The sequence below is a fragment of the Candidatus Merdisoma sp. JLR.KK006 genome, assembly GCF_036941035.1.
Lineage (GTDB): Bacteria > Bacillota > Clostridia > Lachnospirales > Lachnospiraceae > Laedolimicola.
The window spans coordinates 123,430-147,945 of sequence record NZ_JAYMNS010000006.1 but is presented as its reverse complement, the minus strand read 5'-3'; the positions used below and the strand labels follow the sequence as shown (position 1 = coordinate 147,945).

Annotated in this window: 23 protein-coding genes and 1 tRNA gene; 4 read left to right on the top strand and 20 right to left on the bottom strand. The window is 45.4% G+C overall.

Features of this window, described 5'->3' with window-relative positions; genetic code table 11:
• Nucleotides 1-14 precede the first annotated feature (14 nt).
• From pknB to VSQ61_RS07330, 10 genes are all read right to left on the bottom strand, one after another.
• Nucleotides 15-2,450 (bottom strand): Stk1 family PASTA domain-containing Ser/Thr kinase, encoded by a 2,436-nt coding sequence (gene pknB, locus VSQ61_RS07375; RefSeq protein WP_334343800.1) that lies wholly within the window; start codon nt 2,448-2,450, stop codon nt 15-17.
• Entirely contained in the window at nt 2,447-3,184 is a 738-nt protein-coding gene (locus tag VSQ61_RS07370; protein ID WP_334343799.1) for a Stp1/IreP family PP2C-type Ser/Thr phosphatase, read from the bottom strand. Before VSQ61_RS07370 ends, pknB begins: the two co-directional genes overlap by 4 nt.
• 72 nt (nt 3,185-3,256) lie before the next feature.
• Entirely contained in the window at nt 3,257-4,306 is a 1,050-nt protein-coding gene (gene rlmN, locus VSQ61_RS07365; RefSeq protein ID WP_334343798.1) for a dual-specificity RNA methyltransferase RlmN, read from the bottom strand.
• On the bottom strand, nt 4,306-5,664 hold the full coding sequence (gene rsmB / locus VSQ61_RS07360; RefSeq protein ID WP_334343797.1) for a 16S rRNA (cytosine(967)-C(5))-methyltransferase RsmB: 1,359 nt from the start codon (nt 5,662-5,664) through the stop codon (nt 4,306-4,308). Before rsmB ends, rlmN begins: the two co-directional genes overlap by 1 nt.
• Entirely contained in the window at nt 5,657-6,364 is a 708-nt protein-coding gene (locus tag VSQ61_RS07355) for a zinc metallopeptidase (RefSeq protein WP_334343796.1), read from the bottom strand. The genes rsmB and VSQ61_RS07355 overlap by 8 nt, the downstream gene beginning before the upstream one ends.
• 80 nt (nt 6,365-6,444) lie before the next feature.
• Nucleotides 6,445-7,377 (bottom strand): methionyl-tRNA formyltransferase, encoded by a 933-nt coding sequence (fmt, locus tag VSQ61_RS07350; RefSeq protein WP_334343795.1) that lies wholly within the window; start codon nt 7,375-7,377, stop codon nt 6,445-6,447.
• A gap of 14 nt (nt 7,378-7,391) precedes the next feature.
• Nucleotides 7,392-7,868, bottom strand: coding sequence for a peptide deformylase (gene def / locus VSQ61_RS07345; RefSeq protein ID WP_334343794.1), 477 nt, complete (start codon nt 7,866-7,868; stop codon nt 7,392-7,394).
• A 42-nt stretch (nt 7,869-7,910) separates the two neighbouring features.
• Complete coding sequence (gene priA / locus VSQ61_RS07340) at nt 7,911-10,178, bottom strand: replication restart helicase PriA (protein ID WP_334343793.1); 2,268 nt, start codon at nt 10,176-10,178, stop codon at nt 7,911-7,913.
• Between the two features lie 21 nt (nt 10,179-10,199).
• A complete protein-coding gene (locus tag VSQ61_RS07335) occupies nt 10,200-11,669 on the bottom strand; it encodes a UDP-N-acetylmuramoyl-L-alanyl-D-glutamate--2,6-diaminopimelate ligase (RefSeq protein WP_334343792.1) in 1,470 nt (489 codons plus the stop codon).
• Nucleotides 11,670-11,760: 91 nt separating this feature from the next.
• Nucleotides 11,761-12,639 carry an aldose 1-epimerase family protein gene (locus tag VSQ61_RS07330; RefSeq protein WP_334343791.1) on the bottom strand — a complete coding sequence of 293 codons (879 nt, stop codon included), beginning with the start codon at nt 12,637-12,639 and terminating at the stop codon, nt 11,761-11,763.
• Nucleotides 12,640-13,008: 369 nt separating this feature from the next.
• On the opposite strand from VSQ61_RS07330, the gene VSQ61_RS07325 reads away from it, so the two are divergent.
• Nucleotides 13,009-13,079: transfer RNA gene (locus tag VSQ61_RS07325), tRNA-Gly, on the top strand.
• A gap of 57 nt (nt 13,080-13,136) precedes the next feature.
• On the opposite strand, the gene VSQ61_RS07320 is transcribed toward VSQ61_RS07325, so the two are convergent.
• Nucleotides 13,137-14,168: a tyrosine-type recombinase/integrase gene (locus VSQ61_RS07320; RefSeq protein WP_334343790.1), complete on the bottom strand. Its 1,032-nt coding sequence runs from the start codon at nt 14,166-14,168 to the stop codon at nt 13,137-13,139.
• Nucleotides 14,169-14,540: 372 nt separating this feature from the next.
• The gene (locus tag VSQ61_RS07315) at nt 14,541-15,479 is read right to left on the bottom strand and encodes an IS982 family transposase (RefSeq protein ID WP_334343789.1); all 939 of its coding nucleotides are present in this window, start codon (nt 15,477-15,479) and stop codon (nt 14,541-14,543) included.
• Nucleotides 15,480-15,745: 266 nt separating this feature from the next.
• On the opposite strand from VSQ61_RS07315, the gene VSQ61_RS07310 reads away from it, so the two are divergent.
• The 3 genes from VSQ61_RS07310 to VSQ61_RS07305 are packed head-to-tail and all read left to right on the top strand — an operon-like array spanning nt 15,746 to nt 17,171.
• The gene (locus VSQ61_RS07310; protein WP_334343788.1) at nt 15,746-16,399 is read left to right on the top strand and encodes a transposase; all 654 of its coding nucleotides are present in this window, start codon (nt 15,746-15,748) and stop codon (nt 16,397-16,399) included.
• Nucleotides 16,348-16,890 (top strand): transposase, encoded by a 543-nt coding sequence (locus VSQ61_RS22830; RefSeq protein WP_350340145.1) that lies wholly within the window; start codon nt 16,348-16,350, stop codon nt 16,888-16,890. The genes VSQ61_RS07310 and VSQ61_RS22830 overlap by 52 nt, the downstream gene beginning before the upstream one ends.
• A complete protein-coding gene (locus VSQ61_RS07305; RefSeq protein ID WP_334343787.1) occupies nt 16,803-17,171 on the top strand; it encodes a transposase in 369 nt (122 codons plus the stop codon). The genes VSQ61_RS22830 and VSQ61_RS07305 overlap by 88 nt, the downstream gene beginning before the upstream one ends.
• Before the next feature lie 156 nt (nt 17,172-17,327).
• Here the strand turns inward: VSQ61_RS07305 and wecB are convergent, their stop codons facing one another.
• From wecB to VSQ61_RS07265, 8 genes are all read right to left on the bottom strand, one after another.
• On the bottom strand, nt 17,328-18,431 hold the full coding sequence (gene wecB, locus VSQ61_RS07300; RefSeq protein WP_334343786.1) for a non-hydrolyzing UDP-N-acetylglucosamine 2-epimerase: 1,104 nt from the start codon (nt 18,429-18,431) through the stop codon (nt 17,328-17,330).
• Nucleotides 18,432-18,547: 116 nt separating this feature from the next.
• Nucleotides 18,548-18,763, bottom strand: coding sequence for a transposase (locus VSQ61_RS07295; RefSeq protein WP_502877022.1), 216 nt, complete (start codon nt 18,761-18,763; stop codon nt 18,548-18,550).
• Nucleotides 18,764-18,908: 145 nt separating this feature from the next.
• On the bottom strand, nt 18,909-19,232 hold the full coding sequence (locus VSQ61_RS07290) for a hypothetical protein (RefSeq protein WP_334343784.1): 324 nt from the start codon (nt 19,230-19,232) through the stop codon (nt 18,909-18,911).
• A 297-nt stretch (nt 19,233-19,529) separates the two neighbouring features.
• Nucleotides 19,530-20,219, bottom strand: coding sequence for an acylneuraminate cytidylyltransferase family protein (locus VSQ61_RS07285; RefSeq protein WP_334343783.1), 690 nt, complete (start codon nt 20,217-20,219; stop codon nt 19,530-19,532).
• Complete coding sequence (gene neuC / locus VSQ61_RS07280) at nt 20,216-21,397, bottom strand: UDP-N-acetylglucosamine 2-epimerase (protein ID WP_334343782.1); 1,182 nt, start codon at nt 21,395-21,397, stop codon at nt 20,216-20,218. The genes VSQ61_RS07285 and neuC overlap by 4 nt, the downstream gene beginning before the upstream one ends.
• Nucleotides 21,385-22,377, bottom strand: coding sequence for an N-acetylneuraminate synthase (gene neuB, locus VSQ61_RS07275; protein WP_334343781.1), 993 nt, complete (start codon nt 22,375-22,377; stop codon nt 21,385-21,387). The genes neuC and neuB overlap by 13 nt, the downstream gene beginning before the upstream one ends.
• A 17-nt stretch (nt 22,378-22,394) precedes the next feature.
• Nucleotides 22,395-23,393: an NAD-dependent epimerase/dehydratase family protein gene (locus tag VSQ61_RS07270; protein ID WP_334343780.1), complete on the bottom strand. Its 999-nt coding sequence runs from the start codon at nt 23,391-23,393 to the stop codon at nt 22,395-22,397.
• A 65-nt stretch (nt 23,394-23,458) separates the two neighbouring features.
• Nucleotides 23,459-24,514, bottom strand: a complete 1,056-nt coding sequence (locus tag VSQ61_RS07265) for a lipid II:glycine glycyltransferase FemX (RefSeq protein WP_334343779.1) — start codon at nt 24,512-24,514, stop codon at nt 23,459-23,461.
• Nucleotides 24,515-24,516 lie beyond the last annotated feature (2 nt).

Genomic DNA, 24,516 nt, shown 5'->3' with positions numbered 1-24,516 from the left:
CTTTTAGGTTATTGTCAAGTCCCATCAGGGGTTGTCGAAGGATCCGGAGTTGTCGGCTGCGGATCTGCCGGAGGATTTACAATCGGCGGTGTCAAGCCTGTTTTCCCGCAAGTTGTACATTTCCCGCTTGCATCTACATTGGAATGAGCACAAGGGCCGTTGCTAAGCACTACATTTATTGTAGTTCCCACATTTTGTATTCCGGAAGGACTGCAGGAAATAATTTTTCCCTGTGCAATAGCATCACTATACTCATAAGTTCTGCTCCCTACAACAAATCCCCTGGCAGTTATCTCATTTAAATCTGATCCGGCTCCCGGAACTGTTGCTGTCTTCACCGGTTCCGGCCCAAGGCTGACAACAACCTTTACTGTACTTCCGGGGCTAACGAGACTGCCATTTCCAGGTGAATAGGAAATCACATTTCCTTTGGGAACACTGTCGCTGTATTGTTCCTCTCTTGACACCTGTAACCCCAGCCCTGTCAGATATGCCGTCACAGCACTTTCACTGCTGCCTTTCTTCTCCGCATTTCCGATATAAACTTCCTTAACCTCTTTTCCTTTGCTTACCTCATAGCTTACAGCCGTATCTTTAGGCACCTTTGTGCCTGAATTGATGCTCTGGGAAATAATGCGGCCTTCCTCTACTGTATCACTGTAGGATGAGCGTGCTGTACCGGACTTAAGCCCTGCATTCGTAAGCATTGACTTTGCTTCCGCCTCTGTACGGCCTTTAATGTCAGGAACCGAAACCTCTTCCTCCTTCTTTTCTTTTCCCTTGCTCACAACCAACCGTACCACACTGCCCCGTGTTCCTTTACTCTCTGCTGACGGCGTAGTGGAAATAACATTTCCTGCTGCTTCATTTTCATCATAAGCCTCTGCCACATCCACGGTAAAACCCATATCCTCCAGCGTTTTCACTGCCCGTTCCCGGGTCTGACCAATGACATTCGGAACAATAATCTCTTCTCCGTCTCCACAGATATCTACAATGATGGTCGTATTTGCCTCTACCTTTGTTCCGGCCTCTATACTCTGCTCAATAATCTGGCCCGGCTCATAGTCAGAAGAAGCTCTTGTCTCACCTAACCGAATTCCAAGTCCCAGAGTATTCAATGCTTCCTTTGCCTCGGAATAGCTTTTGCCCAGAAGATTCGGAACCTCTGGTTCTTCCTCTTCTCCATCCAGCACATCCTCAATCTGAGGCTCATTGTCCTCCTTGGGTTTCCTTCCTGTTTTTCCAAAAATAAAAATCTTTCCTATAATAAAGAAAATAATAATAACAATAATGACTGCTGCCGCAATGCCGCCGATGGTCATTATCTTTTCCAGTTTTGGATCTAAGATACCGTCGTCGTCATCCTCATCATCTTCATAATCTTCATTGTCATAATCGTCATCTTCATAATCTTCATTGTCATAATCGTCGTCATCGTAATCTTCATCATCATAATCTTCATCAAAGATATCTTCATCATCCTCCCCAAAATTCTCCGGGTAAGCCTGCCGTGAGTTCCGTCCCAACGGAATCCTTCCAGTCTCCTGCTTAATTTTGGAGATATCGTCCTTGGTAATCGCAACGGTTTTGGCGCCGTCCGGAAGAATCTCTTTTACAAAATTCACATCCGGCGTAACCAGGGACTGCTTCAGATCTGCCGTTAACTCTGCCACGCTGGCATACCGCCGATCCGGGCTCTTTTCTGTACATTTTAAAATAATATGTTCTAAGCTCACAGGGATATCAGATGCATAGACTCTGGGGGACACAATGTCCTCCTGGAGATGCTTCACTGCAACCACCACTGTAGTCTCACCGTCAAATGGCACACGTCCAGTCACCATCTCATACATTACAATGCCCAGGGAATAGATGTCACTCTTGGCATCACTGTAGCCGCCTCTGGCCTGCTCCGGAGATGTATAGTGCACAGATCCCATAGCATCTGAGGTATTGGTATTGGAAGAAACAGACTTTGCAATGCCGAAATCCGTTACCTTCACCTTGCCTTCCCTGGAAATAATGATGTTCTGGGGCTTAATGTCCCGATGTACAATCTGGTTGTTATGTGCAAGCTCCAAACCGGCTCCCATCTGAATGGCAATACTGGTTGCCTCCTTCACCGTCAGCCTGCCTTTTTTCTCAATGTAGGTCTTTAGCGTAATACCTTCTACCAGCTCCATAACAATATACTTGACATTCTGCTCATCACCTACATCATAAACATTTACAATATTGGGATGTGCCAGTCCTGCCGCTGCCTGAGCTTCCTCCTTGAACTTGCGGACAAAATTCTTGTCTTCCACAAATTCATCCTTCAGAACCTTCACTGCCACAAAACGGTTCAGCTTATGATCCTTGCCTTTAAAGACCTCTGCCATGCCGCCGGAACCGACTTTCTCCAGAATCTCATAACGGTCTCCCAAAAACATACCTAATCTAATCATCTTATCACCTCATCCCGTTCTACCAGCACGACTGCAATATTATCTCTTCCGCCGTTTTGGTTGGCTGTGTACACCAGCTCCTGCACGCCAGACTGAAGATCTCTTCTTCTTTTGAGAATCTCCAGAATCTGAGCATCTTCTATCATATTACTCAAACCGTCAGAGCACAGAAGCAGACACTCTCCCGGCCCCAGATACGTATCAAAATAATCCGGTTCTACCTGCCCCGATACGCCAATGGCTCTTGTTATAATATTCTTTTCCGGATGATTTCTGGCCTGTTCCCTTGAAATCTCTCCCATGCGCACCATCTCTTCTACCAGAGAGTGGTCCGTTGTTATCTGTTCAATGTTATCTCCCAACTTGTAAAGCCGGCTGTCACCCACATTGGCAACATAAACCCGATTCTCTATAACCGTAGCCGCAACCAAAGTAGTCCCCATACCCTCATAAGCTCTGGATTCCCGGGCTTTTTCCAGCAATCTTTGGTTAGCATACTGAAATGCACTTTTAAAAATCTGTAGAGGGATATTCCGCATACTTTTTTCGACTGCCTCCCGAACCCGGGAGACTGTATACTCGGAGGCCAGATCGCCTGCTTTATGACCGCCCATTCCATCTGCCACAAGGAAGAGATTGGGTAAATTACCGACCGGTTTTTCTGAAATAAAAATGTAATCCTGATTAACATCCCGACATCGGCCGACATCCTTCATTCCATATGCTCTAAGCATATCATTCTCCTCCTTTCTATTTAAAATTCCGCAGGATACACACTACGCATCTTCATGCATCCACCTGCTGTTTTATTTAGGTTCCGCAGGATTTCTCAGATATTTTCTGCGGAGCTGTCCGCAGGCGCCGTCTATATCACGGCCCATCTCTCTCCTAAGTGTAGCATTAATCCCGTATTTTTCAAGATTTTTTTTAAAATTGTCTATAATTTTTTCCCCAGGCTGCACAAAATTCCGCTCTGTTACGGGGTTTACCGGTATCAGATTTACATGTGCATGGAGCGGACCTGCAAGGGCCGCAAGGGCCTTCGCATCCTCTCTGCTGTCGTTGACTCCTGCCACCAGACTGTATTCAAAAGTCAACCTTCTGCCTGTCTTATGGAAATAATAACCACAGGCATCCAAAACTTCCCCCAACTCATAGCGGTTGGCTATGGGCATCAATTCCCTGCGCTTCTCCTGAGAGACTGCATGAAGAGACAAAGCCAGGGTAACGGCAAGTTCCTCATCTGCCAGCTTTCGTATCCCCGGAACAATGCCGCAGGTAGATACGGTAATGCTTCGCTGACTGATATGAAGCCCTTTTTCATTGGACAGCAGCCGAATAAAACGTACCAGATTGTCATAATTATCCAGCGGCTCACCGGTTCCCATCACTACCACATTGGACACCCGTTCCCCGGAATCACACTGGATTCGATAAATCTGCTCCAGCATTTCCGAGGGTTTCAGATTCCGTTCCAGGCCGCCGATTGTAGAGGCACAGAAGCGGCAGCCCATCCGGCAGCCAGCTTGTGAGGAAATGCACACGGAATTTCCGTGATGATACCGCATAAGTACACTCTCAATCACATGGCCGTCCGGCAGACGAAAAAGGTACTTGCAGGTTCCGTCCAATTTCGATCTCTGTACTTCTACGATCTCCAAAGCAATGTATTCATATTCCTTTTCCAGCCATTCCCGAAAAGCTTTTGGCAGATTGGTCATTGAGAAAACATTTTCCGCCAGCTTTTTATGCATCCACTGATAGAGCTGGTCTGCACGGAAGGCTTTTTCACCCTGGCTTATGAGTTCGGCTCTAAGCTCCGCAAGAGTCATAGACTTTATGTCTGTCTGTTCCATTATGATTCTATGTTCCTTCTGAATTTTGCAATAAAAAATCCGTCACAGCCATGAATGCCGGGCAAGAGCTGAATCCGTCCTTTAAGAGCTTCCTCATTGATCACTTCTTTTGGAAGGCAGTCTTTTAGCGGCACTGCTTCAAAGGGAAAATGCTTCAAAAACCAATCTGCATTTTCTTCATTCTCTTGCGGATTGATGGTACAGGTACTATATATCAGGGTTCCGCCGGGCTTTACATAAGCCTGAACGACGCCAAGAATCTGTCTTTGAAGCAAAGCCAGTTCTTCCTGCTGCTCTCTGGTCATCCGATACTTCAAGTCTGTCTTCTTTCCCAGGACCCCAAGACCGGAACAGGGCAGATCTGCTAATACCACATCTGCCGCCCCCAGGGATTCCTCATGACAGATGCAGGCATCCCACTGGCGGATCCAAAGATTCTTCACGCCGGAACGCTCTCCATTCTTCCGAATCAAGTCTGCCTTATATTCAGTCAGGTCTCTTGCCTCCACCCTGCCTGTGCCGTGAAGCTTTTCCGCCAGATGAAGGCTCTTCCCTCCGGGAGCCGCACACACATCGATGCATACATCTCCCTCCTTAGGAGCTGCCGCTTCTACTGCAAGCATAGAACTTACATCCTGTACCTGAAACAGGCCCATCCGAAATTCAGGAATAGCTCCCAGATAATTGTAATGTTCGATTCGCAGAGCATAATCCGGCCAGAGAGCTTTTGAAGCCTTAATGCCCTGCTGTTCCAAGCGGCTCTGCAATTCTTCCGGACTTATTTTCTCCAGATTGGGCCGGATGGATAAGGGCTCCTTTTCCAGAAATGCCCTCAGCACCCGCTCTGTAGTTTCTGCCCCATATACAGTCAGCCAATCTTCCACAATCCATTCCGGCATGGAATACATCACAGAAAGATAAGAAGATGTATCTGTCTGATTCGGATAAGAAATCTGCGGCAGGTTCCTCGCAATATTGCGGAGAACACCGTTCACAAACCCCTTAAGATTTTTGAACCCCTTCCTGCCTGCCAGCTTTACCGCCTCATTACAGACTGCAGAGGCCGGCACACTGTCCATAAACTTTAATTGATATACGGACATTCGCAGAAGATTGCGGATCACTGGCTTCATTTTATTTATTTTTACACCGGAAAACTGATTGATGATATAATCCAGATGAATCATCCATTCCAGAGTCCCCTCTGTAAGACGTGTCAGAAAGGCCCTCTCCTGTTTTCCCAGATACTGATATTTCTCCAACACATTGCGAATGGCAATGTGGCTGTATTCCTCCTGTCTGGTTACTTCCATCAGAATACCAAGGGCAAGCTCCCGACAGTCCGGCGCCTCAGTCACGGTTTCTTCCTCCAAACAGAATCAGAAGCCTAAGAAGGGACAGTATGGAAGCCGCTGCTGCTGCCACATAGGTCATAGCCGCTGCGCTTAACACCTTTCTGGTCTGCCTTACTTCCTCGTCATACAAAATCCCCGAGTCCCCCAGAATCCGGATCGCCCGTGCCGAAGCATCAAACTCTACCGGCAGAGTCACAATCTGAAACAGCACGCCCAGAGAAAACAGCAGAATTCCCAGATTTACTAAAAAGTACGAACTTCCAAAAACAATTCCTATCAAAATAATAGGCCAAGCTGCCTGTGTTCCGATATTCGCAGCAGGAACCAGGGCATTGCGGATGCGCAGGGGGGCATAAGACCGATTATCCTGAATGGCGTGGCCGCACTCATGGGCCGCTACTCCGATAGCTGCCACAGAAGCGGATCCATAGACGGAATCCGACAGGCGGAGAACCTTTGTTCTCGGATCATAATGATCTGTCAGGCTGCCGCTGATATGCTCAATCCGCACCTCGTACAAGCCTGCAGACTGCAGAATCCGTTGTGCCGCCTGTGCACCTGTCATGCCGGAACGACTGCGCACCTTGCTGTACTTAGCATAAGTACCCTTTACCTTTGCAGATGCAATAAGAGAAATAACTACTCCAATCAGCACCAATATATACGTTGGGTCAAAATAGTATCCATATCCATAATAAGGCATATTGTATCTCCTTTCTGTTACCGCCTGCTCTGCCGACCATAATATGCAGCAGACATTTAAGATTTTGCAGCATCAGGGCTTCAGCCAAGGATGCTTCCTTTCTCCAAATGATATCCCCTTAAAAAAGCTGCTGTATCCATACGCTTCTTTCCCTGCAATTGAAGCTCATTTATCTTCAGGAGCCCCTGACCGCAGGCCACATAGACAGCATCCTTTGTCACTCTCACAATCTCCCCGCAGGCTCTTTTGGCCTGTTCCTCCTCACATACATCTGCATCCCAGATCTTCAATGTCTTGCCGGAAAGCTGCGTATAGGCACTTGGCCACGGATTCAGGCCCCGTATGAGCCGTTCCAGCTCTATAGCCGGCCTGGACCAATCAATCTCTCCCATGTCCTTTGTCAGCATCCTGGCATAGGCAGTGGGGGATTCTCCCTGCTTTTGTGGTATCAAGGTTCCGGCCTCCAATTTTTCCAGCGCCTCCACACAGAGAGAGGCCCCCCGTGCGCTCAGCTTTTCAAAGAGACTTCCTCCGGTCTCTTTGGGCTCTAAGGGAACCGCCGCTTTAAGCAGCATATCACCTGTGTCCAGCCCTGCGTCCATCTGCATGATGGTTATACCACTCTCTGGCTCTCCGTCAATAACTGCCCACTGGATGGGAGCCGCTCCCCGATACTTGGGAAGAAGAGAGCCATGGACATTGATACAGCCATAAGATTTCATATTTAAAATAGACTGAGAAATCAACTGGCCGAAAGCAACTACTACAATTACATCCGCCTCTGTATTCCGGATCACTTCCTCTGCGGCTTCTTCCCGAAGCTTCACTGGCTGATAAACCTGCAGATTATGCGATAATGCCGCCGCCTTCACCGGTGTGGGAACCAGTTCATGGCCCCGGCCCTTTGGCTTGTCTGGCTGGGAAACTACAAGAGTAATCTCATGGCCTGCTTCAATCAGCGCTTCCAGAGTTCCAACTGCAAAATCCGGTGTCCCCATAAAAATAATTTTCATACGGCTTACTCCTCTTAGTCTTCATCCTCCGGTTCCACATCATAGAGTTCACCGTCTACCTTATCCACATACACAATGCCCTCCAGGTGATCCACTTCATGGCAAATAGCTCTTGCCAGATACCCATCCGCCTCCACTACATAATGCTCCATGTTCTCATCCCAAGCTTCTGCCTTCACAAAGGCCGGACGTATCACGACCCCAGCTTTTCCCGGAACGCTTAAGCACCCTTCGCTTCCGTCCTGCGTATCCTTGGATACCTCCAGAATTTTAGGGTTTACCATGGTATAGGGGGTCCCGTCCACATCAATCACAACAATCCGTTTCAGGATTCCCACCTGGGGAGCTGCAAGACCCACACCCTCTGCCTCATACATGGTTTCATACATGTCCTCCACAAGCTCTTTCAGCTTCGGTGTCATCTCCGGGACCTCCCGGCATTTCTTCCGCAGAATACCGTCTCCCAACTGTCTGATTTTCCTAATCGCCATTCCCTCAATCCTCCATCTTAATTCCGAAATATTCGGTAATGTTTAAAACCCGTTCATGGGGTTCATGTCGAACTGTATGTTCAACTGCTGCAATTCCATGTTTTCCTGCCAGAAAAACTCTATCTGTTCTTTAAGCTCTATCAGCTGCTCTGTCTTTCTTCCTTTCAGATAGACCAGCTTCCGATAGATGTCATTTACCTTTGCCACATAAGCATCTGCAGGGCCGATAATCTGAACCTTCCGGCTGCCAATCTTTGCAAAAAGCATTTCCTTTAACTTTCCGGCTCCTTCCTCCAGCTTTTCTTTCTCTTTGCCTGAAAGATAAATGGCCAGAAGATAGGAGGCCGGCGGATACTCCATCAATTGGCGGTACGCCAGTTCTTTCTGAAAAAACATGTCATAATCCTGAGCTGCTGCCGCCTCAATACTATAATGCTCCGGACTATAAGTCTGAATTACTGCGATTCCCTCTTCCCTGCCCCGTCCGGCCCGGCCTGCTGCCTGAGTCAAAAGCTGAAAGGTCCGCTCGGATGCCCGATAGTCATTGGTATAGAGAGACAGATCTGCTGCCAGAACTCCCACTAAAGTCACTGCCGGAAAATCATGGCCTTTTACAATCATCTGAGTTCCCACCAGAATATCTGCCCTGCCTTCAGAAAATGCTTCCAGGATCTTTTCGTGCCCATCCTTATTCTTAGTTGTGTCCATATCCATCCGCAAAACTCTTGCTTTCGGAAACTCTCGCTGTACAATCTCTGCCACCTGCTGAGTTCCTGCACGAAAAGCTCCAATATAAGGAGAGCCGCAGGAAGGACACTCCTTCTTTGCCTGCTCCTCATAACCGCAGTAATGGCAGACCATGCGCCCTCCTGTATGGAGGGACAAAGATACATCACAATGGGGACATTTTAACACATGTCCGCAGGCTCTGCAAGAAACAAAACCTGCATAGCCTCTCCGATTTAAAAACAGCATCATTTGCTGTCTCTTATTTAAGCGGTCTTCCATCAATTCCCTAAGCCTTCGGCTTAAAATGGAACGATTGCCTGCCTTCAATTCCTGACGCAGATCCACGACCTCCGCCGCAGGCAAGCTCTGTCCAAAAATCCGCTGTTCCAATCTATATAAACAGTATGTTCCGTTATTAGCATTTTCATAAGACTCTACCGACGGCGTGGCCGATCCTAAAACTACAAATGCATCTGTCATCCGGGCTCGTTCAATAGCCGTCTCCCTGGCATGATACCGGGGCGCAGTCTCACTCTTATAGCTGGCCTCATGTTCCTCGTCGATTACAATAATTCCCAGATTCTGAAATGGCGTAAACAGAGCGGATCGAGGCCCAATCATCACCCTTACCTCTCCCCTTTTTGCCCGTTCAAACTGATCATAGCGCTCCCCCTGAGACAATCTGGAATTGATAATAGACACCCTATCTCCGAATCGCTTGTAAAAGCGAAGGGCCGTCTGAAAAGTCAGAGCAATCTCCGGAATCAAAACAATGGCATCCTTTCCCTGTTCCAACACATTTTCTATCAATTCAAGATAAATGGCTGTCTTTCCGCTTCCCGTAATACCATAGATCAGGGAAGGCCGTCTGTCCCCTGCCCTTGTGCGCCTTCGGATATCATCCACAATCTCCTGCTGCCGTACAGTTAAGTCAAAGGAATGGGGCTCCAGCTCATAAGTTCGAACCGGATTGCGCAGCAGCGTCGCTGTCTCTACTTTCAGGATTCCCATTTCCTCCAGCTTTTTTACTGTGGAGGCTGTCAGGTGAAGCTGCTCCGATACCAATCGGCAGTCCACCTCCGGCGTGTCCATCAATGCCGTCAGCAGACGAAGCCTGGCGGTTTGATGCTTTCGTTCAAACATCTCCAAATAGTCTTTTGCCTGCTCCAGAGAAATGGTTCGCACCAGCTTCTTTCTCGTCTTTTCCTGAACCTTTTTCCGGACTGGGAGCACTGTTTTCAATGCCTGATTCATGGTTGCCCCATAAGTGAGGCGCATCCACTGGGCCAGAGAAATCAATTGCCCCTCCAAAGGAATCCCTTTTTCCGCAATCTTTTGAATCTCTTTCATCCGAGAAGGGTCAAACTCACAGGTATCTGTCAGTTCTACCACATAACCTGTCAGAGTACGTGTGCCATTTCCAAAGGGAACCACTACCTGCATCCCCACTGTCAGGGCGTCCTTTAACTCCTCCGGAATCCGGTATTGAAAGGTTTTATCCAGTTTTTCCATAGAAATATCTACAATTATGTTGGCATACCGGGCCACAATCCACCTCTTTCTGCCATATGGCAAGTGCATTTCGCAGGCCGCCTGCCAGACCTATTTTCCCTGCCGCTCCTTCAGGACTTCCTGAATCAGCACCCGTTCATCCATGGGATACTTCACACCCCGGATTTCCTGATAGTCTTCATGGCCTTTTCCGGCCAGCACGATCACGTCTCCCGGCTGCCCATGCTCAATCACGTAGCGGATGGCTTCCTTCCGATCAATAATTTCAACATAGGCTCCGTCAGTTTTTTTCATTCCAACCTTTATATCATCAATAATTGCCTGCGGCTCCTCAAATCTGGGATTATCCGAAGTGATCACGGTCAAATCTGCCAGATGTCCGGATACCTCTCCCATCTCAAAGCGCCGCAGCTTGGAACGGTTGCCGCCGCAGCCGAACAGACATACCAGACGCTTTGGATGATATTCTCTTAATGTTGTAAGAAGACTTTCCAAACTCATGGCATTGTGAGCATAGTCAATCATCAGAGTAAACTCATCGGATACTTTGATTTTCTCAATTCTTCCCTTTGTTTTTGCTGCCTTAAGTGCTTCCAGCATATCCTCTTTTGAAATATCAAAATGCCGGCAGACCGCAATGGCAACCAGGGAATTGTACACACTGAATTTGCCGGGAAGATCAATTTCCACCGGGAAATTCACCAGACCTGACGCCTGATAAGCCACCCCCAAATATCCCGGACGGCTAATCAGCTCCATCTTCGAAGCTCTCAAATCCGCATCCCCGGAAAATCCATATGTCTCCAGTTCACAGGTATGACCATCCAGAATCTTTCTGCAATACTCATCATCAATATTTGCAATTCCTACCTTGCACTGTCGGAACAGGCGGCTTTTGCATTCCAGATATTCCTCAAAGTTCTCATGCTCTCCAGGCCCAATGTGATCCGGTGCAAGATTGGTAAAAATACCTATGTCAAACAGGATCCCGGCTGTTCGATGAAGTTTGAGTCCCTGGGAGGAAACCTCCATCACCACTACTTTGCAGCCTGCCGCTGCCATCTGAGCAAAATCTTCCTGAATGGCATAGGATTCCGGTGTGGTATTGTCCGCAGGAATATGACGCTCTCCAATGATGGTTTCTATGGTGCCGATAAGACCTGTAGATATTCCTGCATGCTCTAAAATGGAACGGATCATAAAAGCTGTGGTTGTCTTTCCCTTAGTACCCGTAATTCCTATGACCTTCAGCTTTTTCGCCGGGTAATCAAAATATGCCGCTGAAATAAGCGCCAGAGCATACCGGGTGTCTTTTACCAAAACCACCGTAATTCCCTCCGGCACCTCTACCGGACGCTCTGCCACAATGACGATTGCGCCATCCTTGGCCGCCTTGGCCGCTGCATCATGACTGTCAAAGGCCATACCCTTGATGCATACAAACAAACATTCCTTTGTGACTTTTGCCGTATTGTAGACAAGCTCATTTACATTGATGTCCACACTCCCGCTTAAAACCTCATATTCCAGCTCCTTCAGCAGTTCCCTTGCTGCACGCATATAGCTCCTCCTATTCCAGTTGTGCAGAACTTCTCACCGCACAATACTCAAATGCTTTTGCTTTCTGTGCATAAATATTCCTATGTACTGCCTACTCTCCTATGAGCAGATCATAGGCTGTCCGAAAGCTTTCCCCCGGTTCTAAGCTCTGCACATCAAATTTATCCTTCAGTTCTCCTGTAAAACCGCTGTTATCGCATCTCCCAATCCATGGCTCCAGACAGATAAAGGGTGCCTGCTTTCCTACAGGAGACCAGATTCCTACACTCAAAGCATCGGGGCAGCGCAGTGTCACAAGACGGGTGCCGTCTGCTTTTTCCAAGCTTACCTGCTTCACCTGTCCATGGTCAAAGATCAGCGCATCCTTATCAAAGGTATCCGGCTCTACCTGATATACTCCCTGTTGTAACGCAATAACCTCCGGATGTTCCACATCAACCCCTTCCGTTTTGGGGTCAATGGCTACTCTGCTCAAGGTCTCCTGCTCTTCAAAGACCAGGCGGCTTCCCGCATTCTCATCTACGCAAAATCCCGGGTGTCCGCCGATGGAGAAATACATTTTCTTTTTTCCCGGATTGAATACCTTCCATTCTACTGTTACACAATTTCCTTTCAATTTATGCACAATTTCCAATTCAAAATCAAAGGGATACACTTTGCGGCTCTCTTCGTCCGCTGCCAGACGATGCCGAATGAATGTGTCGCCGGAATCTACGAAAAGGAACTCCCTGTCTCTTGCAAAGCCATGCTGTCCCATGGGATACTTCTGACCTTCATAAGTGTAGCACCCGCCTGTTACCTTTCCCACAAAGGGAAACAGTACCGGCGCATGGCGGTTCCAGTAGGCCGGGTCTGCTGTCCAGATTACTTCACGCTCTGTCTTCTTATTATAAATACTGCAAAGCTCTGCGCCATGATCGCTGACGCAAACCTTTAATTGCTCATTTTCTATTGTGCGCATATGTACCATCTTCTTTATCCTCCCTCTGTTTATCCCTGTAAATAATGAGCCAAACAAGGGGACTGCCCACACGTCTGACTCGCCCTCTGTCAGTATACCACACTATACCCTTTTTTTCCAATCCTTCTGCCGGATTTTCGTTTCTCTTAAGTACTTTTTAATTTTTGTGCAATATTTTTAGCTTTCTTTTAGAAAATGGACATACTTTGAACACATTTGGATATTATAATAATCACAGATAGTTGATTTGAATATCACTATCTCCCCCCTCATAAGAAAGAAAAAGACGCCCGGTCCCCCCGGGCGTCTTTTTCTTTGTTTTCTTTTTTGATTTTTAGGCTTGATTTCTGGATTTCTTATGCTATAATAAGAACATGTGCAGATATAGTTCATTGGTAGAACACCAGCTTCCCAAGCTGGGGAGGCGGGTTCGATTCCCGTTATCTGCTTAAAAGAAGCCATGAGATGCTTATTCATTGCATTTCATGGCTTTTTGGTTACTGAATTCAGCAAAATTGATGCGGCGTAATCTTCCCCATATTCTTCCGTTTCTGCTCCATGGAAGAATGCACATACCGGTTTAATGTAATGTTTACATTGGAATGGCCTAATATTTCACTTAATGATTTTGCATCAAAGCCCTCCTCCATACACCTGGTTGCAAATGTATGACGGAGGGCATGATAGTTTATATATTCCATTCTGCAGTCCTGCAGGTAACGCTTTAAGGTATATTCCAAGGTCCGGGGCTCAATAAAGCGGTCCGTTCTCCCCGTCAAAAGATACGCATCCTCCGGCAGCCGCCGAAAATCCTCCATCCTCTCCATCAAAAACGAGGGGATCGGAATATCCCGCACAGAGCTGCTGCTCTTCGGATCTGTAACAATCACCTTTGTTTTCCTCTTCCCCTCTCCATCCACGTTTTGAATTCTCTGCATAGTGCTGCGTATGCACAGAATTTCTTCCTTATATAATATATGCTGCCGTTTTAGGGCGCACACCTCCCCTAATCGGAGACCCATATACAGACTCAAAAGAATCCCCGTCTTTCTCGGGTGATTATCACGCAGCAAAAAACGTACCAGCTCCATATAATTCTGACCGTTCAGGACCTGCACCTCTAAGTCCCTGCGCCTGATTTTGATCAGTTCAAACCGACAGGGCACCTCCATATCCAGGCCTACTGCATAGAGGCATATTTCTTTTAGAATCGCAAGAATATCCTTCACGGTTTTTTCTGACAGGCCGCCGTTTCCATCCCGTTTTCCGCAGGTAAGCTTTTTCTGTACAAATCTCTCTACCGCTTCTGTGGTCAGCTGCTCCATCTGCCAGGAACCCATATCCGGCAGTATATGGTTCTGTACCATATTATAATACTTTACGTACGAGGACTCCTTGATTCTCAGTTTTACGTTTTTCAGCCATTGAGCGGAGAGAGTGTCAAAGCTGACCGCCATTTTGTGTTTTGTGGCCCTAAACATCTTAGAAGCGGGGAATTGCTGTGCTGCATTTGAGTTTCTTTTTTCTTTTGTTTCCATGTATAATCTCCTTTGTTTTCTTTGATTATATAGGAAAACGATATTGTAACCTTCAATAATGCTCGTTCCTTTCGCCCCATCCGCTTTCTTTGTTTTTGATGGATAAACGTCCTCAGCTTAAGTGCAACAAAAAAGAACCGACTTCAAAGCAGTTTTATCTTTTGTATAGAGTGATTCTCTTTTTCTGCTTTGAACCCGATTCTCTTTTAATGGATTATATCATACTATTTTACTAATTTGAGCACTTATTCCTTAATTGTTTATATTTGACCGTAAATTAACTCGTTGTGCTACTTATATAATTAATAACACATACTTTGCTTAAACACTGAAAAAGCGCAAAAAGTCCCTATGATTTTTCGAAATATTTTTTTAGAATATCAGTTGTTTGATTTTTCCTATGTTACAGGAGTCCAGGAATATGCTGTTGAATGCCATGCACAGGTTATGTCCTAAGACTTTGTTCTGGAGCCGGGTACATAATCCCCGGAAACTTTTTGCCAGCACTCTTTCGGCATTCAGTTGTTCGCTAAGCTGTGAGAATACCGTTTCTACTCTCCTCCTGAAGCGGAAAATCAACCGCCGTATTTCTGTGGGCCAGTTCTTTTTATAATTGGAAGGCTTTAAGGACATTAAGCAGATCCCTTTGTTTTGCATGTCGGCAGACAAGGCTTCTCCCGTGTATCCTTTATCCCCAAGGATTACCAGATTAAGGTGATTCTCCGCAAAGTCCCGGAGGCCTTCCCTGTCATCCACGGATGCCGGAGTGATCTCAAATGCTGAAATATAACCCCCCAGCGTAATCAAGGCATGGACTTTGAAACCAAAATATGTTTCCTTTTTGGAAGGACACCTTCCATAATTAGCGCTTTCTGTACGGAAAGACCAGCAGTAACGTGCACGCCCGAACTTACAGACCGGGAGAGGAAAGCTGTCAATCACGAAATAACGGCTGGCTGGTATGGGAAAGGACTGTATTAGCTGCTGGCGAAGCAATTCTGTTGCCTGCAAAAGAGCCCTCCTGGTTCGGTTGAAGCGGGTACGGCTGCAAAGTCTGGGGAACAGATGCCGGTAATTGTGTTTCACAAAAGAATACCATGCTTTTTCAGAATCTGTGCCAGTCAGTTCACCGCAGATATTTAAGGTAATAATTTCGGAATCAGACATTTTAGCCGTGTTCACGTTCCGCCTTTGTGAAACAGACACTGGAACAACCTGTCGGTATAAATCATCAACAATTGTATAAACAAGTAAAATAAAATCTTCAAAAGTTGCTATGAGAGTGGTATAATCATCTTGAAACTTCAGCATCATGTGCCTCCTTTCATAGTCTGTAGTCGTGTACAACTATAGGATAGCATATGGTGTTGAAGTTTTTCTATATCAACAATCAACTAGCACAACAAGTTAAGTTAATGTGTTTGGTCATACATTAATTTTACACCAACTGCCGAATTCTTTCGAGGTCTGGCAGTTATTTTTTGCATAGAAAAGGAGCTGCGCACTAATTACTTAGTGTGACAACCCCTTTTTCCATAAAAAATGGTACAATGGAAACAGACGAAGGGGGATTAAACATGCTAAAAGATAATTCGCAGATGTGCCTGTCGCTATCACCATATCAGGGGCTTTATGATGCCATTATTCCTCAAAAGCATCTCCTAAGGAGAATCAAAGAAAATATAGATTTCAGTTTTGTAAACCCCATGCTGCACAAACAGTATTGTGAACATTTCGGACGCCCTGCAAAAGAACCTGAAATGATGTTCAAACTCATGTTTTTAAAAAAACTTTATGATCATTCCGATGAGCGTCTGATCAGCAGTGCCCAGACAGATATGGCATACAAATATTTTCTGGATCTTGAGCCCGAATCTCCCATGGTTGACCCAAGCCTGCTGACGAAGTTCAGAAAAACTCGTATTACAGAGGACATTCTGGAAGAGATGCTGAAAGAAACCATTCGGCAGGCCCTGGATAAAGGGCTGATTAAATCGGGGACAATCATTGTTGATTCTACCCATACCAATGCGACTGTCCGCACAAAATCCCCAACACAGATCCTGCGGCATTTGAGCAAACAATTACGAAAGGAAATCTATAAAAGCGCATATGACCTGTCTGAAAGCTTTCCGGAGAAGCCATCCCTGGAAGCTGGCCTGGATGATGAGATTGCCGCCTGCGGGAACAAAAAGATACAGGACTTGGCGGAAGGATACGGGGATTATTAGATACAGATAAGATCCGGGAAATCAGGTCAAAAGATGACGAAGATGCCCGGTTTGGACACAAGACACCGACGAGTACATTTTATGGGTACAAGAACCATCTGGCAATGACGGAGGAAGGGCTGATCGCGGGGATAAACGTAACGCCAGGAGGGGAACCTGGCGGCCGGCAGTTATCCGGATTAATTGAAAAGGCCCAGAAAAACGGGATTGAAGTAACGGAAGTGATCGGGGACATGGCGTACATCAGCGAGGACAACGTGGATGCCTGCGGGGAAAGAATCCGTTTAACAGCGAAAACAAATCCTGCGGTTGCGGCTGCTGCGGAAGCGAAGCTTGAGGAAGGATTGGATTCAGTTATAACAAAGATGCAAAAATGCTGCAATGTCCGGCAGGTGAACTGGCCATGCGGGTTGAGAAGCGGGAGGCAAAGAACGGGAACCAGTACCGGAATTATGTATTCAGCAAGAAAAAATGTGATAAGTGCCCTCTAAAAGGGCAGTGCAAGGTAGGGAAGGGGAAAACCCACAGCTATAGTATTACCCAGGCAAGCGAAAAGAACCGGAGCAGACTGGAATTTGAAGCAAGCGAAAAATTTCAGGAACGCCTGAAGATACGGCACCGGATTGAAGAAAAGAATGGGGAATTGAAGGAAGCCCACGGATTAGGCAGAGCAGATTCCGTGGGATTGTTTGCTATGGAATTGCAAATGTATTTTACGGCATTCGTAGCAAATATTAAGAGAATAACGAAGTTGATTGCACTGGCTGGATGATAAAACAGCCCATATTTTTTATGAATCATAATCTCTGGCATTATATTTATAGAAGAAAGGTAAGCGATGGAATCCTGTCTGTTATTCATCGCTTACTTTTTATCAACCACCCTTCTTGGAATTCCTTATATTTGAATTATACAGGAAGCTCCTAATTCATTTACTTTTAATTATAATATTTACTATCCTCTCACTGGCGTGTCCATCCCCATACGGATTTACCGCTTTCGCCATCACCAGATACTTTTCCGGATCACTCAGTAAGTCGCTGGCCAGTGTAAAGATATCCTCTTCCTCCACGCCGGCCACCTTCACCGTCCCGGCCTCCACAGCCTCTGGCCGTTCCGTTTCTGTCCGCATAACCAAAACCGGCTTTCCAAAAGACGGCGCTTCCTCCTGCAGTCCTCCGGAATCCGTCATTACCATAAAACTCCGGGCAATCAGATTATGCATGTCCAGTACATCCAGCGGTTCCAACAGTTCCACTTGGGAATTGTCACTTAAAATCTGGTACACTGTTTCTCGTACAGCCGGATTCAAATGTACGGGATAAACTACCTTTATATCCGGATACTTCTCCGTCAGCCCTTTGATAGCCTGGCAAATCTGTTTCAGCGGCTCACCGAGATTCTCCCTTCTATGGGCCGTAACCAGAATTACCCTATGCTTTGCATAATCCATTTCCTGCAAAACCGGATTGTTGAATTTGTAATCATCCTTTACAGTGGTTTTAAATGCATCAATTACTGTATTGCCTGTAATAAATATATTTTTACTGACATTCTCTTTTAGCAGATTCTCTTCATTCCGCTTTGTCGGTGCAAAATGATAGGAAGCGATTCTGCCTGTCAGCAATCGGTTCATTTCTTCCGGGAATGGGGAATAGATATTCCCTGTGCGGAGGCCGGCCTCTACATGGCCTACCGGTATTTGTTGATAAAAAGCCGCAAGAGCTGCGGCAAAAGAAGTTGTCGTATCTCCGTGTACTAAAACAATATCCGGCTTTGCTTCACGCAAAACCGGATCCATTTTTTCGAGTACGCTTGTTGTAATTGTAGTGAGCGTCTGCCGTTCACGCATAATATCCAGGTTGTAATCCTCCTGGATTCCGAAAGCTTCCATGACCTGGCGAAGCATTTCTCTGTGCTGGCCGGTCAGGCAGACCTTGCAGTTTATTTCTTTATGTTTTTTCATTTCTAAGACCAGGGGGCACATTTTGATGGCTTCTGGTCTGGTGCCGAATACGATTAATATTCTCATTCTATTTTTCACCTCATACTACAAAAACACAAACCGCCAGTTCAACCGATGATTTGTATTAATCCTCTCCAAAAATTTTATGTTACGGTTCGCTTTTTACGACAGTGTCGCAGGCATCATTTACTGCTCTTCTGACAAATTTTGTAATTCCGAATATCTGTCATAAACCAATAAATCATTAACACACCCTTTCCTTTTATATATCTTACAAAATTTAATATACTTAATTGAAATGGTATTACTACCCAAAGATGTACATGCTCCCTACAAAACACTCCTACTATAATCTCCATATTTTTATATTTGCATAAAATGTCGATTATCTCCCTAATGTCCTCTTTTACTTTTCAATATAGCACTTATACTCTTCTCCTCAGCTTAGCTGAGGACTTATATTTTCAATTGATTATATTATAATCCTCTATAGTTCCATAAACAGCCACTTCCGAATCTCTACCTTCATATAATCTGGTAAGTTTATCCTATATCACAATATAATTCAAGACAAGATCCTTGTTGAATCATGTCCTGAAACATCTTAATATACACCACTTCACTCCCATGAAATCCATCAATAAAGAAACTATCTGCGCCGCAACCTAAATTCGCAACATCCGAATAATCATAAAATTCAAATTGATACTTTTCAAAAACATCGAAAATTCTAGATGAAATTTCATTCATATACTGATACTTCTCTCCTTTTGCTTCTATTCTCTCAACCACAGAAGCTGTAAAAGGCGGTTCAAAGGCAATAACTTTAATTCCATTCACTTTGCAATAAGCAAGAAAAGCTTCCATTTGCTCAACAGCCTCTTGGATAACATTCTCTCCATATTCAAATCTTGCATTTCACAATAATTCCGATGTCGGAATTATGTGGAAATACAACAATTGGAAAGAAAACCAAAAATTGTAATGAATTAAAAAGCATACCTTCACCTCATAATAAATTGCCAGACTTTTTATAAATCTGCTCTTCTATATTCTTCAAATATCTTTGCTGTTATTAGACAATGACAGAAAAAGTCTGTTTTAATATATCTATTATTTTTGATATTTATTCTATTGTAATAAGTAAATGTTGCACCAATAAGATCATTGCTTCATATTTAGGAAACTCTCCGCCACCGCAAAATCAAACTCATCATCAATATCCACCGACTCCCTCCGGCCCATCAGATATGCGAAACACCTGTCCGAATAGATACCCGCATTTCTTCTGAAGGTCTCCACTTTCACTAAATAGATAGCCCCATTAAACCGGTAAAACGTCTCCATCTCTTGCCTGCGCTTTCCCTTTGCAGACGGCCGGATAAACTTCTCCAGCGATAAATCCTCCGGAAGAACATTGCACTGTTGTGGCGAATGTTCCATCTCGCATAAGGAAACAACTGCATTTGCTTCTTTTGCTTCCATTTCCTCATAAGCTTCCCTGATATTCTGTGCTGTTCTAAGAGGTGATGTGGGCTGCAGAAGCATCAATGTATCAAAGGCCTTTCCTGCTTCCTGATATTTATCAAGCACCTCCCTGACAACATCCCAGGAGGACGCCGTATCCGATGAAGCTTCTCTGCTTCGGAAAAAAGGTACCTCTGCGCCATATTCCCTGGCGATTTGGGCATACCGGACGGAATCCGTTGATACCATTACTGTATCAAACACTTCTGATTTCAATGCCGCTTCAATCGTATAGGCAATGAGGGGCCTGCCTGCAAGTTCCTTGATATTTTTATCCGCAAGCCCCTTGGAGCCGCTCCTGGCCGGTATAATTGCTATATTCCTCATTCCCCCACCTCAAAATCCACATCGTAGAATTCCTTCTTCATCTTTATAGGCGCTGACAGCACCTTTTTAAGTATGGACACCATTTGTTCCGATGTTGTTCCATCCCCAAAAGGACTTTTTGCCTTTTTTGCTGCAGCCTGAAACTCTGCGCTTCCCGCCCTTTCCATTGCCTCCGCTATCTCTTTTTCCGCCGGTTCACAGTGCAGAATACTTTTTGCAAACACCCTCCCTTTCTGCCTGTCTCCAATATCAATAACCGGGATCTTCATTGCAGGTCCTTCTGTGGTTCCGCTTGAAGAATTTCCTATCATCATTGCAGAGTGCTTCAGTGCTGTCAGATACCTTTTCATGCCAAGAGAGGAAACCACAAAAAAGTTATCTCTCCCTGTGCCTTCCTCTTTCCATATTCTATTTATTTTATCTCCCCCGGAATCCGTATTGGATAATGTAATCAGATACAGATACTGAGGAAACATATCAAAGGCATGGATAAGTTCATATAACTCTTTTTCCGAATCATCCTGTTCCAGCGTAACCGGATGAAATGTGACTACGCAGTACGGCTTTTCCAAAGGCATTCCTAACTGGGTTCTCAATTCCTTTTCCGTAAGCAGCTCCATATTCAGGCAATTTTCTATTGCCAGGGAGCCCACGTTATAAACAAAGTCCGGATTTTCTCCCAGCTGAATCACCCTCCTACGGTAAACATCGCAGGTAGTAAAGTGAAGTATGCTCATCTTCGTTATGGAATGCCTGTAGACTTCATCAACGGCGCCGCTTGTAACGCTGCCTCCGCAGATGTGCGCCATTGGAATAATGAACGCCGAGGCTGCAATTGCAGCTCCGTACATTTCATATCTGTCCCCAATCACAATCAGCATGTCCGGCCTGTGACTGTCAAAATAATCTGCAAATGCCGCAATCACTTCGCTAATCTGAAACGCAATCCCTTTTCTGCTGTTATCGGCAATGCTTTTAATCGGAATGCGGGCTGTAATGTCAATCGGATATTCTTCAATCTCCGTAATGGTATTTCCGTTATCCTCTGACAAATGGGACCCGGTCACTACAAAATCCAGTTTAAAAAACGGATCCTTGTTTAATTTTAAAAGCAGCGGCGTCAGCTGCCCAAACTCCGCCCTGCTCCCGCTGATTACACAAATCCTTACTCCCTGCATATCAATTCATCCTCGCCGAAATCACGGACCGCCCGAGTTCCAAGCACCTTAAACCATTCCATCGGGGAGATGCCGTTTCCCGGTCTCTTTGTCGTAATGTTCTCTTCCGTAAAAAATTCACCCTCCACAATGTTCCGCTTTGCAACAATGCTTTTTCGTGCAACAATTCGGTTTTTCTTCTCTAAAGGAGAGCACATTTTCCTCCCGTCTCCCAGTGCCGCTTCTATATTGCGGATGCTTTTAACCATTTGGCACAGCTCTTCCGGTTCGATGCTTGCCTTGTGATCCGGTCCGTACATATTTCTGTTCAATGTAAAATGTTTCTCAATCACGGATGCCCCCAAGGCTGCCGCTGCAATCGAAACCTCAATTCCAATACTGTGATCCGAAAGTCCCACCGGAACCCGGAAAGCTTCTGAAAGCGTATTCATAGCTCGAAGATTCACATTTTCCATCTTTGTAGGATAATCCGTATGACACTGTAACAATGTAATTTCTCCGCTTCCATTATCACGTAAAATTTTTATGGCCGTCTCTATTTCGTCCATATCTGCCATCCCCGTTGACATTACAACAGGCTTGGCCGTTTTGGCAATTTCCAGCAAATAAGGAAGATTGGTAATCTCCCCCGACGGAATCTTCCAGAATGGAAGGTACAGGGAATCCAGAAAATGAACGCTTTCAATATCAAATGCCGTTGACAGATATGAGATTCCGGCCCCTTTGCAGTACTGATAAAGCTCATAATGCTGTTCCAAGGTCAGTCTAAGCTTCAAAGCCATCTGCAGCTGAGTCTCATCAGCGCCGGTCTCACGCTTTTGATACTCTGCTTTTGGCGCATATTTAGATGTAGGATTTACGGCTGTCTGAAATTTGACAAAATCAGCTCCCGCAGCTTTCGCCTCGTCAATTAATCTTTTTGCAAGCTTCATATCTCCATTGTGGTTGACGCCTGCTTCGGCAATAATAATGGTCTTCATAGTTTTTTGTTCCTTTTTTACCTGTTCCTTAACTCCGCAAAACGATCCAATCGCATCTCCTCTTTATAATTCTCAAAAAGTCTGACCACGTCGTAAACGGGCTCATATCCCAATTCATCCTTTGCATTTTGAACATCCATAAGAAGTCCGCCTCCTGCAATCTTGTCTCTTCGCACAACGATTTCCGATTTATGCCCCTCCGGGCAAAACGCTTGAATGATTGCTTCCATCTGCTGCTGCAGTGTCACCGGAATTCCCGTCCCGCAATTATAAAATCCTTTATTCAGGTTTTGCACTTCAATCGCCTTGCAGAACATCTGAGCAAGATCATAAACATGCAGCATATCCTTGGCATAATTCGGATCGCCCCAGATTTCTAGGGGTTTTCCTTCCATTGCATTGAAAATGCATTTATACAGCGGCCTTAATGTTTTAACGCCGTTGGGATAGATATAGTGGTTCGGGCTGTAGGAATAAACCGTCGGCAGGCGGAAAATGAAGGTTTTCAGTCCATATTCCTGGTGGTAGTGTTCAATCAGCTCAATGGATGTATTTTTTGAAATAATATACACCGCATGATCTCCGGTATAGCTGAAATTGCGGGGCATATCAGGCTTAATCACTGTTCCGGAGGGATATTCCCACACATCAAAACAGCTGGTGGAATACAAAAGGCGATCCGCATGGACCCTCCTACAGTATTCCAGGACATGAAACGTTCCCTTGATAATGGAATCCAGATACTGCTCCGGATGATATCCGTCCATATAGGCCGGAATAACGGCCGCAAGCAGTACCACCGCATATACGTCATCAGAGGGCAGCCTTTCAAATTCCTCCTGCTTTGTGATATCAACAGGAATATACTCCACTCCCATTTCTTTGAAAACCTCCGCCTTTGGACGCTTTCCGGATGCAATTACCTGATAATCCTTTTCCCCAAAATATTCCTGTGCATATTTTGTAAAATAGGATCCGACATTTCCAGTAGCTCCAAATACAATTACCTTCTTCATAATAAGCATTCTCCTTTTTCGTTTTTGATTTCCTATCCAATAAAACCTGTTCCGGCAACCCCCATTTATGGGCTGCGGTATTGAATCATATAATGATTGTCTTCATTAAAACCAGCATCCAGTTCCTTCCTTATCTGCAGCAGCTCCTGATAAACACTCTCATTAAAGACGGTCCTTCCGATATAAAACGGCAGTCTGCCGTTTTTGTTAAACTGCTTTTTAAATCCGAAGAGGCTGTCATCCGCAGACATGCCTCCCCCGAGATGTAGCATTTTTATTCCTTTTTCACATGCCCGGCAGGCTGCCTCATAAAGCAGCAGATTGCCTGGTGAATATTTTCTGTATTCCGTATGGGTCCCAGATAAATGATAATGCATAAACTGATTATTAAAATACATAATGGCGCCGCTTATAGGTTTTTCCTCATATACCGCATAGAAAATACATGCATGATCCTCCATGAACTTTAAAAACTCAAAGTAGTCTTCATGGAAGGTATAGTAGCCGCCTGCGTTGTTTCTTTTCATGGTTTCCACATACATGTCCATAAATGCCGCATATTCCGTAACAGGCTTCTGCACAATTGTTACTCCGCTTTTCACTGCTTTGCGCACCATATTCCGGTTTTTGCTGTCCATGTTGGAGAAAATCAGTTCTGGCGATGCAGTATCCATATAAATCGTGTCATGCATATACCTTTTTTCAATGATCAGATCCAGCTTGTCATAGTTGGAAAGAAGGGGATGGAACCGTATAAACTGGGAAATGATATGATTTTCCAGGCAGTAGCTTCCAAGCTCCTTTCCGAACCTTTTCTGGCTGTCCTTTGGAACAGTCCCGTCACAGAGGATTCCCCCGTAACCGTAAGGCGTCTCAAAATCAAAATATAAGCCCCGTGGAAGCTTCTCTCCAAACAGGGCGCTTTCTGCTATATCTTTCTTCATAACCACGTAACAGAATCTTGTTTTATCATCCTCATAATAAATCAGCAGCGGCACTCCGTCCCCGTGAAGCTCAAAGGACTCCGCATATTCGCACAGGTAATAAATATCCCACTGCCGAAAGCTCTTTACGCATAAATTCCACTTCTCCCTGTCCCCGGGACTAATTACTGCCAGCATAC